The organism is Streptomyces lomondensis (assembly GCF_014651035.1).
GTDB classification, from domain to species: domain Bacteria; phylum Actinomycetota; class Actinomycetes; order Streptomycetales; family Streptomycetaceae; genus Streptomyces; species Streptomyces lomondensis.
Window position 1 is genome coordinate 259996 of the sequence record NZ_BMWC01000001.1, and the last position, 16636, is coordinate 276631.

Here is a 16636-nt window from a genome sequence, read left to right on the forward strand (position 1 = left end):
GACATGACTGCCACCCCCGCAAAGGCTCCGGAGCCGGCCACCACGCCGACTCCGGGGCCCGCCCCCACGCCCGAGACCGGGAAGGTGTCCCAGGGTCACCGGCGCCTGCTCACCCGGCGCGACCGGCTCACGCTCGGTCTGATGGCGGGCCTGCCGACACTCCTGCACGTCGCCCTCGTGTGGCTGACGGCCCTGGCTTCGATCGCGTTGGCGTTCACGACCTGGAACGGCATCGGCTTCGACTCGATCCAGTGGGTCGGGCTGGACAACTTCCGTGAGCTGTTCACGAACAACCCGCAGTTCTGGCCGGCCGTCGAGCACAACGTCGTCTGGTTCGTGGTGCTGATCCTGCTGCCCACGCCGTTCGGGCTGTTCCTCGCCGTGCAGCTGGACAAGCGGATCCGCTTCAGCCGCGTCTACCAGACCGCGTTCTTCCTGCCGGTCGTGATGTCGATGGCGGTCATCGGCTTCGTCTGGCAGCTCGTCTACAACCCCGACACCGGCCTGATCAACAGCCTCATCGGGGCCAACAAGCCCGGCCACTACATCGACTGGATCGGCGACCCGGACCTCAACCTCTGGGCCATCCTCATCGCCGCCTCCTGGCGCCACGCCGGCTACATGATGATCCTGTACCTGGCCGGCCTGAAGAGCGTCGACCCCGCCCTGCGCGAGGCCTCCGCCCTGGACGGGGCGAACGAGTGGCAGACGTTCAAGAACGTCATCTTCCCCACCCTGCGCCCCACCAACACCGTCGTCCTGGTCGTCACGATCATCGAGGCGCTGCGCGCCTTCGACCTGGTCTTCGTCTTCAACAAGGGCGCCCAGGGCACCGAACTGCTCTCGATCCTGGTGACCAACAACATCATCGGCGAGTCCAGCCGCATCGGATACGGCTCCGCGATCGCCGTCGTCCTGCTGGTGATCTCCCTCGCGGTGATCATCCCGTACCTGATCGCCACGTTCAAAAAGGAGCGGCGCGCATGAGCACCGTCACCGGCGCTCACCGCCGGCGCACCCCGATCCGCCCGGCCCGCATCCTGCTGCACACCTTCCTCGTCGTCACGTCGCTGGCCTGGCTGGCGCCGCTGCTGTGGGCGCTGCTGGCAGCCATGCGGCCGTATGCGGAGACCAGCGCCAAGGGTTATGTGTCCTGGCCGGACAAGCTGACCTTCGACAACTTCACCAACGCCTTCGAGCAGTCGGACATGCTGCACTACTTCGGCAACACGCTGCTCATCGCGGTGCCGGCGGTGCTGCTGACGCTGCTGCTGTCGTCGATGGTGGCCTTCTACGTCAGCCGCTTCGACTTCCGTCTCAACCTGGCGCTGCTGCTGCTGTTCACCGCGGGCAACCTGCTGCCGCAGCAGGTCATCATCACCCCCCTGTACCGGCTGTACCTGCTGGTCGACCTGCCCGGCATCACCATGAGCGGCAAGCTCTACGACTCCGCGCTCGGACTCGTCCTCATCCATGTGGCGTTCCAGTCGGGTTTCTGCGCGTTCGTGCTGAGCAACTACATGCGCTCGCTGCCGCATGAGCTGACCGAGGCGGCGCTGGTCGACGGGGCGTCGGTGTGGCGGCTGTACTGGCAGATCACCCTGCCGCTGTGCAAGCCGGCGATGGCGGCTCTGGCGACGCTGTTGTCGATCTGGATCTACAACGACTTCTTCTGGGCTCTGGTGCTGATCTCCACCGGGGAGAACATGCCGATCACCTCGGCGCTGAACAACCTCTCCGGGCAGTACTTCACCGATCCCAACCTGGTCGCCGCCGGTGCCCTGCTGACCGCGATCCCGGTCCTGATCGTGTACTTCCTGCTCCAGCGCCAGTTCGTCAGCGGCCTGACCCTGGGCGCCAACAAGGGCTGACCCCCTTCCCTTCGAAAGAGACCACCGTGCACCACCCCTTCACCCCCGTCGCCGCCGTGCCCGTGGACCCCCGCAACGCCCGGGTCCACGAGGAGGGCTGGCAGTCCTGGAGCCCCAGCGGCGCCTACGCCCTCGGCGCGACCCCGTACCGCCCGACCAACACCAACTGGGCCACGGTCTGCTACCGCCCCGGCGTCACCGTCCCCGCCGGCACCTTCCAGGGCGAGGGCCTGCTCGCGCTCGACCCCGGCGACGGCTCACCGGTCCGGCTGTGGGCGGCGGCCGAGCCGACCCGTGAGGTGCCGTCGATCCGCGTCGCCGTACGGGACGGAGTCGCGGAGGTCGGCGCGGACGGCCTGGTGAAGGAGTGGACGGGCCCGGACATCCAGTCGGTGCTGGGCGAGTGGGCCTCCGGTCTCGGACTGGAGGCTCCCCGCCCGGCACCGACCGTCTGGTGCTCCTGGTACGAGTACTTCACGGCCGTCACCGAGGACGACATCCACGAGAACCTGCGTGCGATGGACACCCTCGACCTGCCCGTCGACGTCGTCCAGATCGACGACGGCTACCAGCGGGCCCTCGGCGACTGGCTCACCCTCTCCGGCCGCTTCCGCTCCCGCGCCGGGATCGCCGAGAAGATCCGCTCGCGCGGCCGCCGCGCCGGCATCTGGACGGCACCGTTCCTCGTGGACCCGGCGAGCGACCTGGCCGCCGAGCACCCCGACTGGCTGGTCCGGGACACCGCCGGCGGCTTCGCGCACGCCGGCCGCAACTGGGGCCACGACCTGCGCGTCCTGGACACCACCCACCCCGACGCCGCCGCGTACCTGACCGAGGTCTTCACGACCCTGCGCGCGGAGGGCTACGACTACTTCAAGGTCGACTTCCTCTACGCGGGCGCCCTGGACGGCGTACGCCACGCGGACGTCGACGCGCTCACGGCCTACCGCTCCGGCATCGGCCTGATCCGCGAGGCGATCGGCGCCGAGTCCTACCTCCTGGGCTGCGGGGCACCCATCCTCCCCTCCCTCGGCCTGTTCGACGCGATGCGCGTCAGCCCGGACACGGCCCCGCACCGCCGCCCCGAGGCCGACGACTACTCCCAGCCCGGCCAGGACCCCGCCGAGTTCACCGGCGCGGCCCGCCAGTGGCAGCACGGCCGCCTCTGGACCAACGACCCCGACTGCCTGATGGCCCGCCCGGCCGTCGAGACCCGCGAACAGTGGGCGGCCCACGTGGAGTCCACCGGCGGCCTGATGGCCTCCAGCGACCGCCTGCTGTCCTTGGACACGTGGGGAGTGGCGACGACCCGCCGCCTGTTGTCGGCAGCGACGGGGTGAGGCCGGGGACTGCCCCTGCCCGGCATGGCGTAATCTCCGCTCGTTGATGACCACGAGCCTGTCGACGCTCTCGTCGCCGAAGCACGCAGGCGGGGCATGGCGGTGGTCATCCTCACCTCCGGCATCGACGCCATGGCCAAGCTCTGCGCGGACAGGGTGCGCCTGGTCGCTGTGCAGCCGACGCTCGGTACCGGAGTGCGATGCGGTGACTTGTAACATCTGAGCACCGCGGCACAAGGGGGAAACCGTGATCGAACTGTCCGACATGATCCGCGAGTTGAGGCAGCAGCTGACCGCTGCCCTGGTGGACGGCGAGGGCGAGGCCGTGCGGTTCGAGCTCGGGCCCGTGGAGATCGAGGCGACCGTCGCCGTCAGCCGGGAGGCGGGAGCGGACGCCAAGGTGCGGCTGTGGGTCGTGGACGCCGGGGCGAACGGCAGGTACGCGCAGGACCGGACACAGCGGATCACGGTCACCCTGACGCCCAGAGTGGTTCCGGCGGAGGGGGCCGCGGTGCGGACAGCGCTGATCACGGGCGGCGAGGTTGACGGCGAGCGCTGAGCGGGGACTGCGACCGGAGCGGGTGGCGGAAGTCATCGTCGACCTTCCGGGCGAGGGTGCCGGGCGACGAGGATCGGGATATCTGGTCTCGCCGGGCAAGGTGCTGACCGCCGCGCATGTCGTGCGGGGCGCGGCCGACGTCCGGGTCCGGTTCCAGGCGGACCGCCCGGGCGAGCGGGTCGTCGAGGCGAAGGTTGTGTGGCGGCACGCGGGCATCGACGTGGCCGTCCTCACTCATGGGGCCGACACGGACGTCCCGCCCGTCTCCTTCGGCCGGGTCGGCGAGCAGGACACGGTGCTGCACTGCACCGCGCTCGGTTTTCCCCGCTTCAAACTCCGCACGGACGAGGACGGTTCACGCTTCCGGGACGCCGAGCACGTGGACGCGACGTGCGCCGTGCTCTCCAACCGACGGGAGGGCACACTCGACCTCAGGGTGGCATCGCCGCCCCCGGAGGACCCGGACCCCGAACGGGACGCCTGGGAGGGGATGTCCGGCGCGGTGGTGTTCAGCAACGGCCGTCTCGTCGGGCTCGTCACCCACCACCACCGCGCGGACGGCCCCGGCCGCATCGCCGCGCGCCGGGTCGACCGGTGGGCCGAGGCACTGGACGACGCGGAACTGGCGGAACTCGAACATCTCCTGGCCCGCAGTCTGCGCCTTGCCGCGCTGCCCTCCGCCGCTCCGTTCGCCGGACCCGATCTCACCCAGGAGGCCTACCGCGCACAACTGGCCGACATCGCACCGGAGTCACTGGAAGACCGGGAGTCCGAACTCCGCGACCTGGTGTCCTTCTGCGGCGGCCCCGACCCGTACCTCTGGTTCCAGGGGCCGCCCTGGGCCGGCAAGACGGCCCTCGTGGCCTGGTTCGCCCTCCACCCGCCCCGCGGCGTGGTTCCCGTCTGGTTCTTCATCACCGCCCGCTACGCAAGCCAGTCGGACAGCGACGCCTACACCGCGGCGGTCATCGACCAGCTCGCCACGATCGCCGGACGCGAACCGACCGGCAACGGCTCGCCGACCGCCCGCGACGGGGAACGCCGGCTGCTCCTGCGCGAAGCCGCCGAGCGCGTCGCACGCGACGGCGGCACCCTCGTCCTCGTCGTGGACGGACTCGACGAGGACCAGTCCCTGGAGCCCGGCGGCAGCGGCACGAGCATCGCCTCACTGCTTCCGGAGCGGCTGCCGCCGAACGTCCGGGTGCTGGTGACCAGCCGACCGAGCCCCGGCCTCCCGACGGACGTCAGGGGAGACCACCCGCTGCGCAGCTGCCCGGTCGTGAAGCTGTCCGCCACCGAGGCGGCAAGGCACACCGAGTACGAGGCCAGGTACGACCTCCAGCAGGCTCTGTCCGGCGACCGGTTGCCGCGGGACGTGGTCGGCCTGCTCACCGCCGCACGCGGCACCCTCACGGACGACGACCTGCGTGAACTCACCGGTGCGTCGAGCTACGAGCTGCGCCGGCGGCTCGGCAGCGCCTTCGGGCGCATCCTGCGACTGCGCGGCGGCGGCTTCGAGAGTTCCGCCGACGGCGACCTGACGCTGTACATGAGCAGCCGCGGCTACCTCTTCGCACACGACACCCTCCTCACCGCGGCCCAGGAGGAACTCGGCGCGGACGTGGACGGCTACCTGGAACGGCTGTACGCCTGGGCCGAGTCGTACGAGCGGCGGGGCTGGCTGGAGGACACCCCGCCCTACCTGCTCCAGCCGTACGGAAGTCTGCTTGCCCGCCGCGGCTGCACGCGCCGCGCCGTCGCCCTCGCCACGGACGCCCGGCGGCACGACCGGCTGCGCGAGATGACCGGCAGCGATGCCGCGTGCCTCACGGAGATCGCGGCGGCGCGCCGGCTCGTCACCCGGGACACCCCCGGCGACCTGGGCGCGTCGGCGGCCCTCGCGGCTCTCGCCGCCCTCGTGGCCCGCCGCAACAGATCGCTGCATCCGGACGTTCCCGCCGGCTACGCCCGCGCCGGCCGCGTCCGCCATGCCATCGGCCTCGCCCGCAGCGTCTTCCGTCCGATCGACCGCGCCTGGGCGCTGGCGGCGGTGGGGCGCGTCCTGGCCCGCGCGGGGGACCAGCGCGCGGTGGGGCTGGTGGAGGAGGCGCTGGCCCTGACGCGAGAGGCGGCGGAGGATCGCCCGTGGCTGGGCGGCGACGAGGAGACCAACGCCATGCTGGGCACACTGGCCGTCGTTCTGGCCGCGACGGGGAACGAGCGCGAGGCGCTGCGCAGGCTCGGCGAGTTGTGGCAACCGGACACCGGCCCGGGCGTGGAGGCGTTCGTCGCGACGGCCAGGGCGGCCCGGGACCCGGAGTTCGTGACCGACCTGCTGGGCAGGGCGGAGGAACTGGCAGGGCGGATCCTGTCCGTGCCCGACCGCGTCCGCGCCCTGGCGGCCGTCGCCGGGGCATGGGCGGCCGTCGGCGGGACCGACCGGGCGGCACACCTGTACGACGAGGTGGTCGCCCTCGCCGAGGAGCACGTGGAAGATCCCGAGAACGTTCCCGCGGTGGCTGCGGAGGTCCTGCACCTCGTCCGGCCGCAGACGGCGGAGCGCATGGTCCGGCTGGCCCAGGAGCATGCGGAGTGGTACCTGCACTCCTTCAACCTGTCCGACGACTCGGAGGCGGCGTTCGGCGCCGTGTGCGCCCTCGCCGCGACCGGCCGCGCGGACGAAGCCGACCAGCTCAGGGACTTGCTGAGTGAGAAGGTCCTGCCGCCGCCGAGTGCCGGGCTCGCTCTCGCCGCGGCGCGGGCCCGTCAGGGCCGGGCCGCCGAGGCTTGGGCGGAACTCGAGGCCGCCTGGGACACGGAGGCGCCGGCGGAGGAGGACGACTTCGCCGCGCGCGTCGTCCTGCTGCTCGCCGAGGCCGGGGCCGCCGACGAGTTGGAGACCGTGCTGCTCACGGGCACGGACACCTGGTGGTGGCGGGGTGTCGCCGTGGCGCTCGCCGCACTCGCCGGTCACTTCGCCGGCAGCGACCCCGACCGCTCGGTGCGGCTGCTGCGTCAGGCGGAGCGTGCGCGGCACCTGACGGTCGGAGCAGACGATTCCACTCAGGACGGGTGTCTCGCCGCGCTCGCGCGAGCACTGGCGGTCGTGGGCCGGCCCGACCAGGCCGAGCGTCTCGTCGAGGCGATCGGCACACCTGACGTGCGTGCCTGGGCGTACGCCATGGTGTCCGTGGCCGTCGGGCACGGGGACGCTCTCCGGGCGCTGCGTCTCGCGGAACAGGCGGCCCTCGCGGTGCCCGCGGTCGACGACTACTGCGACTGGGTCATGCGGGCCGAGATGCTGACGGCCGTCGTCCAGGCCTTGGCGTGTGCCGGTGCGGTGGAGCGGGCCATGGAGGACATGGAGCGGCTCGTGAAAGAGCTGGGGACCGGCCGGATGGGCGACCGCCCCATCAGGACCGCCCACACGGAGGTGGCCGGATGCCTGTGGCGGCACTACCCGCAAGAGGCGGAACGCATGGCCGACGCCGTGCTGGTGGAAGCACCCTCCGGTTCCGTGCCGGAGCTCGGACGGCTCCTCGCCACCGTGGCCCCGCACGACGACGGGCGCGCTGATCGGATCCTGGAACTCCTGCACGAGACCGACAGACAGGACCTCCCGGCCCACGACTACCACGAGGAAGCGCTGCTCGCCCTGCTGACCGCGGCCGCCGACCCCGCAGCCGCCCGGGGCCGCCTCGACCGACTGGCGGCGGAGCACCCGCCGTCGTCGCTGCTCTCCCAACCGGGCACCGCGGAAGCACTCGGATGGGCCGTGCTCGGTGAGCACGAGGCGGCCCGGACCGTAGCGCTCCGCATCACAGCGGAGGAGCAGCGCTCAAGGGTCTTCGCCGCCCTCGCCGCACACGCCGCCGGCGTACCCGTCGACCCGGTGGGCAGCCCACTCGACGGAGCAGGCAGAACGCACGAGACGACAGCCCGGCGCCTCGCCGCGCACTACGTCCCGCTGGCCTGTGGCCCGGACCTCTCCCTGGCGAAGTCGCTCCTCGCGGAAGCCCTCACCCCGGACGGCTGGCACCACGCCCTGCCGGTGCTGGCCCTCGTCGAACCCGACGCCGTACTCCGTGTGGGGGACGTCGTTTTCGCGCACCTGGGGCTCAGCGCCTGAGCCCTCCGGCCGCAACGGTGTGGCCGCATCCCGGACGGCGGCCCGCTCATGCCGGGGCGCGGCACTCCCCTAATCGTGCCGCGCCCCGTCCCCCCCTCGGCGGTCAGACCGCCGAGACCTCGGGCAGCGTCCCCGTCCGGGCCGCCCGTCCGTACCAGTGGGCGCTCGTCTTCGGCGTGCGCGCCAGCGTCGCGTAGTCCACGTACACCGCGCCGAAACGCTTGCCGTAGCCGTACGCCCACTCGAAGTTGTCCAGCAGGGACCACAGGAAGTAGCCGCGGACGTCCGCGCCGTCGGTGATCGCGCGGCGGACCGCCGACAGGTGGCCGTGGAGGTAGGCGACGCGCTCCGGGTCGTGCACCCGGCCGTCGGAGTCCATCTTGTCGTCGTAGGCCGCGCCGTTCTCCGTGATGTACAGCGGCAGGCCCGGCGCCTCCCGGGTGTAGCGCATGATCAGCTCGTGCAGGCCGGTCGGGTCGATCGTCCAGCCCATCTCCGTGCGGTCGCCCGGCGTCTGGTGGAAGGCGACGTCGTCCGCGGCCGGCCACGGCGAGTGGTCGCTCGAGCCGTGGCCGTCGGCGCGCGGCGCCTTCGCCGAGGTGTCCGCCGCCGAGACCAGCGCGGGCGTGTAGTAGTTGAGGCCGAGCGCGTCCAGCGGCTGGTTGATCAGCGCCAGGTCGCCGTCGAGGACGTAGTCCCAGTCCGTGAGGCTCGCCGTCGCCACGTACAGCGACTCCGGGTAGGCGCCGTGCAGCATCGGCCCGTGGAAGACACCGTTGGCCAGGTCGTCGATCTTCCGGGCCGCCGCCAGGTCCGCCGGGTCCTGCGAAAGCGGCCTGACCACCGCGGAGTTGAGGCTCACCGCGACCGTGTTGCGGGCCGGCATCACCGACCGCAGCGCGGACGCGCCCAGCCCGTGAGCCAGGTTCAGATGGTGCGCGGCACGCAGCGAGGCCGCCGGATCCGTACGGCCCGGGGCGTGCACCCCGGAGGCGTAGCCCAGGAACGCGCTGCACCACGGCTCGTTGAGCGTCATCCACTGCTCCACGCGGTCGCCCAGCGCCTCGCCGACGATCTGCGCATACTCCGCGAACCGGTACGCCGTGTCGCGCTCGGGCCAGCCGCCCGCGTCCTCCAGCTCCTGCGGCAGGTCCCAGTGGTAGAGCGTGACGGCCGGCTTGATGCCCCTGGACAGCAGCTCGTCGACCAGCCGGCGGTAGAAGTCCAGGCCCTTCTGCACGGCCGGGCCCCGCCCGGTCGGCTGCACCCGCGACCACGAGACGGAGAAGCGGTAGGCGCCCAGGCCCAGCTCCGCCATCAGCGCCACGTCCTCGCGGTAGCGGTGGTAGTGGTCGACAGCGGTGTCACCGTGGTCGCCGCCGGCCGTCTTGCCCGGCGTATGGCTGAAGGTGTCCCAGATCGACGGCGTACGGCCGTCCTCCCGCACCGCACCCTCGATCTGGTACGCGGAGGTCGCCGCGCCCCAGAGGAAGGCGGGAGGGAAGGTCACCGGGGTGGCCGGGTTCTCGGAGTCAGGCATGGAAGCGCTCCCATTGGAGGTCGTGGAGACCGACGGGTGGAGGGGGAGGAGAGGGGGGAGGAGCAGGGGCCGGGGCGGCGCTGACCCGGCCCCCTGGAAGAACGGGGCGAGGGCGTCAGCCCTTGACGGCGCCCTGCATGATGCCGCCCACGATCTGCTTGCCGAAGATCGCGAAGACCAGCAGCAGCGGCAGCGTGCCCAGCAGCGCGCCCGCCATGATCAGGGACTGGTCGGGGGTGTAGCCGCGGCCGAGTCCGGCGACGGCGACCTGCACGGTCGGGTTGCCGGTCTGGGTCAGCACCAGGAACGGCCAGAGGAAGTCGTTCCAGGTCTGGACGAACATCAGCATGCCCAGGACGGCCATGGCGGGACGCGCGGTCGGGAACACCACGTGCCAGACCACACGCCAGCTGTTCGCGCCGTCCACCCGGGCCGCCTCGATGATCTCGTCCGGCAGGGCCTGGAGCAGGTACTGCCGCATGAAGAACACGCCGAACGCGCTCACCAGCGACGGCAGGATCACCGCCTGGAGCTGGTCGGTCCAGTCCAGCTTCGCGACCATCATGTACAGCGGGATCACCTGGAGCTGCGGCGGCACCATCATCGTGCCGATCACGATCAGCATCAGGGCGCCCCGGCCCCGGAACTTCAGCTTGGCGAAGGCGAATCCGGCGATCGTCGACAGGAAGACGATGGTCAGCGCCGAAACGCCCGCCACGATCGTGGTGTTGAGGAACGCCTCGCCCAGGTTGGCGTCCGTCCAGGCCAGTTCGAGCTTGTCGAACAGCCCGGAGCCGAACCAGAACGGCGGCGGTGTCTGCGCCAGCCGCTGGTTGTCGCGCGAGGCGGCGATCGCCGTCCACACCAGGGGGAACAGCGATACGACGGTGAACACGGCGAGGATGAGGTACGCCACCGGACCGGCGTGCATCTGCCCGCCCGCCCGCGCCGCCTTCAGCCCGCGCGAACGCTTGGGAGGCTTGGGCTCCGCGTCCGCCGGGGGTTTCGTCAGGGTCGTCGTCACGGCCGGTTCTCCTAACTACTGGCGCGCAGCCGGCGCGAGATGACGTAGTTGACGATGCCGATCACGATCAGGATCAGGAACATCGTCCAGGCGATCGCGGAGGCGCGGCCCAGGTGCTGGTTCACCCAGCCCTGCTCGTACATGTACAGGCCGAGCGTCTGGAACTGGTGCTGGGCACCGCCGGAAGCGCCCTTGTTGGCGTCGAACAGCAGCGGCTCACCGAAGAGCTGGGACGCGCCGATGGTCGAGACGACCACGGTGAACAGGATCGTCGGACGCAGCGAGGGCAGCGTCACGTGGAGGAACTGCTGCCAGCGGTTGGCCCCGTCCAGGGCCGCCGACTCGTACAGATCCTGCGGGATCGCCTGCATCGCGGCCAGATAGATCAGCGCGTTGTAGCCGGTCCACCGCCAGATCACGATCGAGGAGACGGCGATCTGCGAGGGCCACTTCTCGTTCTGCCAGTCGATCCTGTCGATGCCGACCAGGTCGAGCGCCCAGTTGATCATGCCGTAGTCGCGGCCGAAGAGCAGCACGAAGACCAGGGAGGCCGCGGCGATCGAGGTCGCGTACGGCGCGAGCATCGCGACCCGGTAGAAGGTCGAGGCGCGCAGCCGGTAGTTGAGGATGTGGGCGATGCCCAGCGCCATCATCAACTGCGGGACGGTGGAGATGATCCCGATGGTCAGGGTGTTCTTCGCCGCGTTCCAGTAGAAGTCGTCGTCGAAGATCCGGGTGTAGTTGCGCAGGCCCGCCCACTCCATGTCGGTGGGCGCCGTCAGCTCCACCGTGTGCAGCGAGGCCCACGCCGTGTAGATCAGCGGAAACAGGCCGAACGCGGCGAAGAGCAGGAAGAACGGCGACACGAAGGCGTACGGGCTCCAGCGCACGTCCCGCTGCCAGCGGCGGGAGAGCCGGGCCCGCTTCTTCGCGACCTCCGGGGGCACCGCCTCGACGGGCGGACGGGCCGGGGCCGCGCCCCCCTCCTTGCCGGGGGGCGCGGCGGCGGTGTCGTGCCGGGTGGCCATACCGGTCACTTCTCCAGGTTGTTGTCGATGGTCTTGACGGCGTTGTCCCAGGCCTCCTTGGGCGACTTGCCCTGGGTCACCAGAACCACGCCGTTGTCCGTCAGGCCCTGCTGGATGATCTGGTCCTTCGGGCCGATCACCTGGATCGGGCTCTCCTTGGCGAGCGGCGCGAAGATCTGACCGATCGGGGCGTCACCGGTCATCTTGTTCTTCGCGTCCGTCACCAGCGGCAGGTCGTACGCCGCCTGCGCGCTCGGGAAGCTGCCGCGCTTGGAGAACAGCTTGGCCTGCTGCTCGGGCGCGGTCAGCCAGGCGGCGAGCTTCGCGGCCTCCTCGGCGTTCTTGCCCGACTTGGGCACGGCCAGGAAGGAACCGCCCCAGTTGCCGGCCTTCGGCGGTGCGGCCACGTCCCACTTGCCGGCGTTCTCGGGCTTGGACTTGCTCTCGATGTAACCGAGCATCCACGGCGGGCAGGACATCGCGGCGAACTTGCTGTTGGCGATCGTGGTGTCCCAGGCGGGCTGGAACTGCGTCTGGTTGCCGACCAGGCCCTCCTCGCCGGCCTCGGCCGTCAGGTCGAAGGCGGCCTTGACGGCCGGGTTCGACTTGTAGATGACCTTGCCGGAGGCGTCGTAGAAGCGCTCCTTCTCACTGCCGATGATCGCGTTGAGCAGACCGCCGGGGGAGTCCAGGAAGGTGGTGCCCTCGGGGGCCTTCGCCTTGAACCGCTTGCCCACCTCGACGAGCTTGGTCCAGTCGCCGGCCCACAGCTTCCCGACCTCCTCGCGGTCGGTGGGCAGGCCGGCCGCCTCGAACAGGTCCTTGCGGTAGCAGATGGCCATCGGGCCGACGTCGGTGCCGAGGCCGATCGTCTGGCCGCTCTTGGTGGTCGCCTGCTGCCACTTCCAGGGCAGGTAGTCGCTCTCCTTGCCGTACTTGGACAGGTCCACCAGCTTGTCCGCGTAGTTGTTCGCGACCTCGTTGATGTTGCCGACTTCGATGCCCTGGATGTCCTGGAGGCCACTGTTGGTGGTGAGGTGGTTGACCAGCGGCGGATAGTAGTTCTCGTTCCGCTCGATCACGGTCTGCTGGACGTCGATGTCCGGGTGGAGCTTCTCGTACTCCGCGTAGAGGCCGGCCTCCTCGAAGCCGAAGCTGCCGAACAACCCCAGGGTGATCTTGGTCTTGCCGCCGTTGCCGCCCTGGGACGAGCTCTCCTCGTCCTTGCCGTCGTCGGCACAGCCGGCCAGCAGCCCGGCGCCCAGCGACGCGACGGCCGCGAGGACCATCGCCTTGCGGGCGGTTCGGATGCGTGCTCGCATGTCGTCCTCCTGTTGCCCTGACGTGCCGACCCCCCGGCCAACTGCATGGTTGGGCCCGTTTTCACTCGCTGCGGCTCGGGCGGGGAACGTGCGGGTTGTGTATGTGTCAGGTACTGTGGGAGCGCTCCCACCGGTGATGTGTTGAAGAGTCCCCGGTAGTGGCGGGGGTGTCAAGGGACCGGACAGGGAGAGACGCGTTCAGTTATCGGGACGTTAACTGGACACGGGACGGACCCCGTTGCGGCCGCGGTCGGCGGTATCCGGCCAGTCGAAGCGTCGGCCGAACCGGCTCGTCGGGCCGAAGCGGAAGGCGGTGGCGGCAGGCGGCCGGTGGCGGTCACTACAGCTGACGAGCCTGTTAAATTCCAGGCCAGCCGCAGATGTGCGGGTGTGGACGGGAAGGCGGAGCCCATGGCAAGCCACGGAGCGCGGGGCCGAAGCGGTGGCCGGCCCACCCTCGAAGAGGTGGCGGCGCGCGCCGGTGTCGGCCGCGGCACGGTCTCCCGGGTGATCAACGGCTCGCCCCGGGTCAGTGACGCGACGCGCGCGGCCGTCGAGGCGGCGGTCGCGGAGCTCGGCTACGTGCCGAACACCGCGGCCCGCGCGCTGGCCGCCAACCGCACGGACGCGATCGCACTGGTCGTGCCCGAGCCGGAGACCCGGTTCTTCTCGGAGCCGTACTTCTCGGACATGCTGAAGGGCGTCGGGGCCGCGCTGTCCGACACGGAGATGCAGCTGCTGCTGATCTTCGCGGGCGGCGACCGCGAGCGCCGCCGCCTCGCCCAGTACCTGGCGGCCCACCGGGTGGACGGCGTCCTGCTGGTCTCGGTGCACGCCGACGACCCGCTGCCGGACCTCCTCGCCCAGCTGGAGATACCGGCGGTGATCAGCGGCCCGCGCTCGTCGGCGGAGACCCTGCCGTCGGTCGACTCGGACAACTACGGCGGCGCCCGGCAGGCCGTCGAGCACCTGCTGTCCCGGGGCCGCCGCCGGGTGGCCCACATCACCGGCCGCCTCGACGTGTACGGTGCCCAGCGCCGTATCGACGGCTACCGCGCGGCCCTGAGCGACGCGGGCCACGGGGCGGACGAGACGCTGATCGAGCCGGGCGACTTCACGGAGGAGGGCGGCCGCCGCGCCATGGCGGCGCTGCTGGAGCGCCATCCCTACCTGGACGCGGTCTTCGCCGCCTCCGACGTCACCGCGGCCGGCGCCCGCCAGGCCCTGCGCGAGGCGGGCCGCCGCATCCCCGACGACGTGGCGCTCGTCGGCTACGACGACTCCGCCATCGCCCGCCACATGGACCCGCCCCTCACCAGCGTCCGCCAGCCCATCGAGGAGATGGGCCGCCGGATGATCGACCTCCTCCTCACGGAGGTCGCCGACCGCCGCCCCCTCGCGTCCCGCGGGCTGGAGCGACGGCAGATGGTCCTGGCCACGGAGCTGGTGTCCCGGTCGTCCTCGTGACGGGCCATCCTCTGCTGGACGTTACGGAGGTCGCCCGGACCGAGCCCTATCTGCACACGGTGGGGGAGGTCTTCCGCCCCTTCCGCGACCAGGAGGCGGGCTGCGCGTCGTGGCACGGCGGCCCAACTGGCGGTCGTGGAGCGGGCCATGCGCCCCGATCAGGCCGAACGGTTCACGCGGGTGGGGGAGTTGGTGACGGCGCGGCGGCGGTCGGTTCCCTGAGGGCCAGGTAGCGGCGCAGGGCGTCCACACGTCGGGCACGAACGCCCATCTGCCGAGAGCCTCGCGCAGCTCCCGCTCGCTGAGCCAGCCCTGCCAGGCGATCTCGGACGGGTCGGGGGTCAGAGGCCCGGTGACGACGGCCTCGTGCACAGCGAGCCAGTACGGGCTGATCGCCCCGCGGCACAGGAACTTCAGAACGGGCCGCACCGGCGCCCGCACTCCCAGCTCCTCGGCCAGCTCCCGGGCCGCCGCCTCCTCGTACGGCTCGCCGACCCCGACGGCCCCGCCGATCAGCCAGTCGTAGAGCCCCGGAAACCGGGACACGTGCTCCGGCCTCCGATACACCAGCACGCGGCCCCGCGAATCACGGCACACCGTTGTCGCGACCCGGTGCGGCCACCGGTTCCGGATCGCCTCGTCCCGATCGACGACCCCGACCACCCGGTCCTGTTCGTCGACCCGCTCCACCAACTCGCCCATGTCCGCCACGGTGCCATGGGCGTACGGGCGGGCGCTCACGTTCTCGCCGGTGACGGTCGCCGGACCAGGTAGTAGAGCGCCCCGACCACTGCGAGATCACACAATGCCTCAGAAGTGATGCTGACAGAAGGTCAACGGGACTCCAGCTTGGACGAGTGCCGATGACCAGCCTGAATGGATCCGCGAAGCCTGCCCGCAGCAGGGCGAGCACGTCCGAGACTCCCGCGAGCACGCAACCTGAGCCAGGAGGAACAGAGTTGGGGGCGGTCGACGATCCAGCGCATCGAAGCCGGCCGCGGCATCAGTACTGGGCGAAGAGGGGGGCGGGGCTGTGGGGTCCTACGCGCGTGTGAGGTCGCGGCGTGCCTGCTGGTACTTGTCGCAGAGTTCGTCGCCCTCGGCGCAAGGGGTCACAGGCGCGTGCCCACCATCGACAGCACCAGCTCAAGAAAGCATCGCTGCCCCTTGTCGAGGCCGAGGTTGTACTGGTGACCTGCCAGGCCCTCGAAGTGGGCCATCTCGCTGTCGTCGGTGTCGACGATCAGGGCGTGGCGTACGGCCGGCACCGACAGGATCGTCCGCTCCTCGACCAGGGCCTGGACGGCCGCCCGGCTGCGGGACGACTTCGCCGTGCGCACCAGCTGCGCGCCCAGTCTCTGGAACTCGTCTTCGGCGTCGGGCGTCCTGGGCTCAGCTCCGGGAGTGGTCACGCCGATGTCTCCGCAGGGCGTCGGTGGCCGTCACGAGCCCGAGCCCAGGCTTCCCGGTACTCGTCGTAGAGCCGGTCGTGGGTCTCGCAGGGGAGGCCGAGGCGTGCGCCTTGATCGTCCATGGCCAGGCAGGTCGGGCACGTCAGGCAGTGGTCCGCCAGGCGCACGAACGCGGTCCGCCAGTGCGTCTCGACCAGGCCACTGGTGACGGTCTCGTAGTAGTCGCACAGGGCGACCAGGACGCGGGCGAGCCGGCGGGCGTACATCACGCTGCCGGCCAACGGGGCGAAGCTCAGCTCGGGCGCGCGGAGCTTTCCGCGGGCCTCGCCGACGCAGTACATCGCGCCGGAGCGGGTGACGCTGTTCTCCGGCAGACGCCCGGCTGCCTGCTCGACCTCGGGGATGAGCAGTTCGAGGTGGCCGCGCAGCGTGTCGGTGAGCGTGGCCGGTTCGTCGTCTCGCAGCAGCGGGTGCGGTCCCGAGCCGGACGCGAGCACCATCTGCGTGGTCTCGCGCATGACCGCGAGGTCGGGCGGGGGCGTGCCTGTCATGGTGGTGCCCTGAGTGATCTGTCGCTTGGTGCTCATGTCGTCGGACTCCCTTGCTGGAGTGCGCGTGCCAGCCGCATGGCCACGTCCGCGCGTACGCGCCCCAGCTCCACGAGGCGCAGGCTCGGCGATGCCGGGTCCACCGCCAGCGACGGCAGAACGATGCCGACTTGGTGGAGCGCCTCCCGGAGGGATTCCACGGCGGTGAAAGGATCGAGGTTCTGTGCGGTTGCTTCGGCCATGAACAGGACCATAGAGAGGCGGCTTTGTCACTCGCCATGTGATGTTCTCGAATGTTCTCGCAGCCTGACGGAATGTTCTCGTGTGGTCTCACGAAGGGGGGCGTGCACGGTAGCAAGAGGCTTGGAGCCTGGTGATGCTGAAGACGCCACGACC

At 70.9% G+C, this 16636-nt stretch carries 13 protein-coding genes and 1 pseudogene; 6 read left to right on the plus strand and 8 right to left on the minus strand.

Going from position 1 to position 16636, the window contains the following annotated elements:
- Positions 1 to 3 precede the first annotated feature (3 nt).
- The 5 genes from IE255_RS01170 to IE255_RS01190 all read left to right on the plus strand — a co-directional run bounded on the left by IE255_RS01170 (position 4) and on the right by IE255_RS01190 (position 7899).
- On the plus strand, positions 4 to 987 hold the full coding sequence (locus tag IE255_RS01170) for a carbohydrate ABC transporter permease (protein WP_190048193.1): 984 nt from the start codon (positions 4 to 6) through the stop codon (positions 985 to 987).
- Positions 984 to 1871, plus strand: a complete 888-nt coding sequence (locus IE255_RS01175; RefSeq protein WP_190048194.1) for a carbohydrate ABC transporter permease — start codon at positions 984 to 986, stop codon at positions 1869 to 1871. Before IE255_RS01170 ends, IE255_RS01175 begins: the two co-directional genes overlap by 4 nt.
- A 26-nt stretch (positions 1872 to 1897) precedes the next feature.
- Positions 1898 to 3211, plus strand: coding sequence for a glycoside hydrolase family 36 protein (locus IE255_RS01180; protein ID WP_190048195.1), 1314 nt, complete (start codon positions 1898 to 1900; stop codon positions 3209 to 3211).
- Between the two features lie 247 nt (positions 3212 to 3458).
- Complete coding sequence (locus tag IE255_RS01185) at positions 3459 to 3770, plus strand: trypco2 family protein (protein ID WP_190048196.1); 312 nt, start codon at positions 3459 to 3461, stop codon at positions 3768 to 3770.
- Between the two features lie 22 nt (positions 3771 to 3792).
- Positions 3793 to 7899: a trypsin-like peptidase domain-containing protein gene (locus IE255_RS01190; protein ID WP_190048197.1), complete on the plus strand. Its 4107-nt coding sequence runs from the start codon at positions 3793 to 3795 to the stop codon at positions 7897 to 7899.
- Between the two features lie 103 nt (positions 7900 to 8002).
- Here the strand turns inward: IE255_RS01190 and IE255_RS01195 are convergent, their stop codons facing one another.
- The 4 genes from IE255_RS01195 to IE255_RS01210 all read right to left on the minus strand — a co-directional run bounded on the left by IE255_RS01195 (position 8003) and on the right by IE255_RS01210 (position 12813).
- Entirely contained in the window at positions 8003 to 9439 is a 1437-nt protein-coding gene (locus IE255_RS01195) for a GH1 family beta-glucosidase (protein ID WP_190048198.1), read from the minus strand.
- Positions 9440 to 9554: 115 nt separating this feature from the next.
- Positions 9555 to 10463 carry a carbohydrate ABC transporter permease gene (locus IE255_RS01200; RefSeq protein WP_190048199.1) on the minus strand — a complete coding sequence of 303 codons (909 nt, stop codon included), beginning with the start codon at positions 10461 to 10463 and terminating at the stop codon, positions 9555 to 9557.
- A gap of 11 nt (positions 10464 to 10474) precedes the next feature.
- On the minus strand, positions 10475 to 11491 hold the full coding sequence (locus IE255_RS01205) for a carbohydrate ABC transporter permease (RefSeq protein WP_190048200.1): 1017 nt from the start codon (positions 11489 to 11491) through the stop codon (positions 10475 to 10477).
- A 5-nt stretch (positions 11492 to 11496) separates the two neighbouring features.
- Positions 11497 to 12813, minus strand: coding sequence for an ABC transporter substrate-binding protein (locus IE255_RS01210; protein ID WP_190048201.1), 1317 nt, complete (start codon positions 12811 to 12813; stop codon positions 11497 to 11499).
- A gap of 411 nt (positions 12814 to 13224) precedes the next feature.
- Here IE255_RS01210 and IE255_RS01215 point away from each other — a divergent pair, with 411 nt between their 5' ends.
- On the plus strand, positions 13225 to 14280 hold the full coding sequence (locus IE255_RS01215; RefSeq protein WP_190048202.1) for a LacI family DNA-binding transcriptional regulator: 1056 nt from the start codon (positions 13225 to 13227) through the stop codon (positions 14278 to 14280).
- Between the two features lie 172 nt (positions 14281 to 14452).
- On the opposite strand, the pseudogene IE255_RS01220 reads toward IE255_RS01215, so the two are convergent.
- The 4 genes and pseudogenes from IE255_RS01220 to IE255_RS01235 all read right to left on the minus strand — a co-directional run bounded on the left by IE255_RS01220 (position 14453) and on the right by IE255_RS01235 (position 16482).
- Positions 14453 to 14982 (minus strand): annotated as a pseudogene (locus tag IE255_RS01220) (NUDIX hydrolase).
- Between the two features lie 410 nt (positions 14983 to 15392).
- On the minus strand, positions 15393 to 15692 hold the full coding sequence (locus IE255_RS01225; protein ID WP_190048203.1) for a hypothetical protein: 300 nt from the start codon (positions 15690 to 15692) through the stop codon (positions 15393 to 15395).
- Complete coding sequence (locus tag IE255_RS01230) at positions 15689 to 16279, minus strand: DUF6415 family natural product biosynthesis protein (RefSeq protein ID WP_190048204.1); 591 nt, start codon at positions 16277 to 16279, stop codon at positions 15689 to 15691. Before IE255_RS01230 ends, IE255_RS01225 begins: the two co-directional genes overlap by 4 nt.
- Entirely contained in the window at positions 16276 to 16482 is a 207-nt protein-coding gene (locus IE255_RS01235) for a hypothetical protein (RefSeq protein ID WP_190048205.1), read from the minus strand. Before IE255_RS01235 ends, IE255_RS01230 begins: the two co-directional genes overlap by 4 nt.
- Positions 16483 to 16636 lie beyond the last annotated feature (154 nt).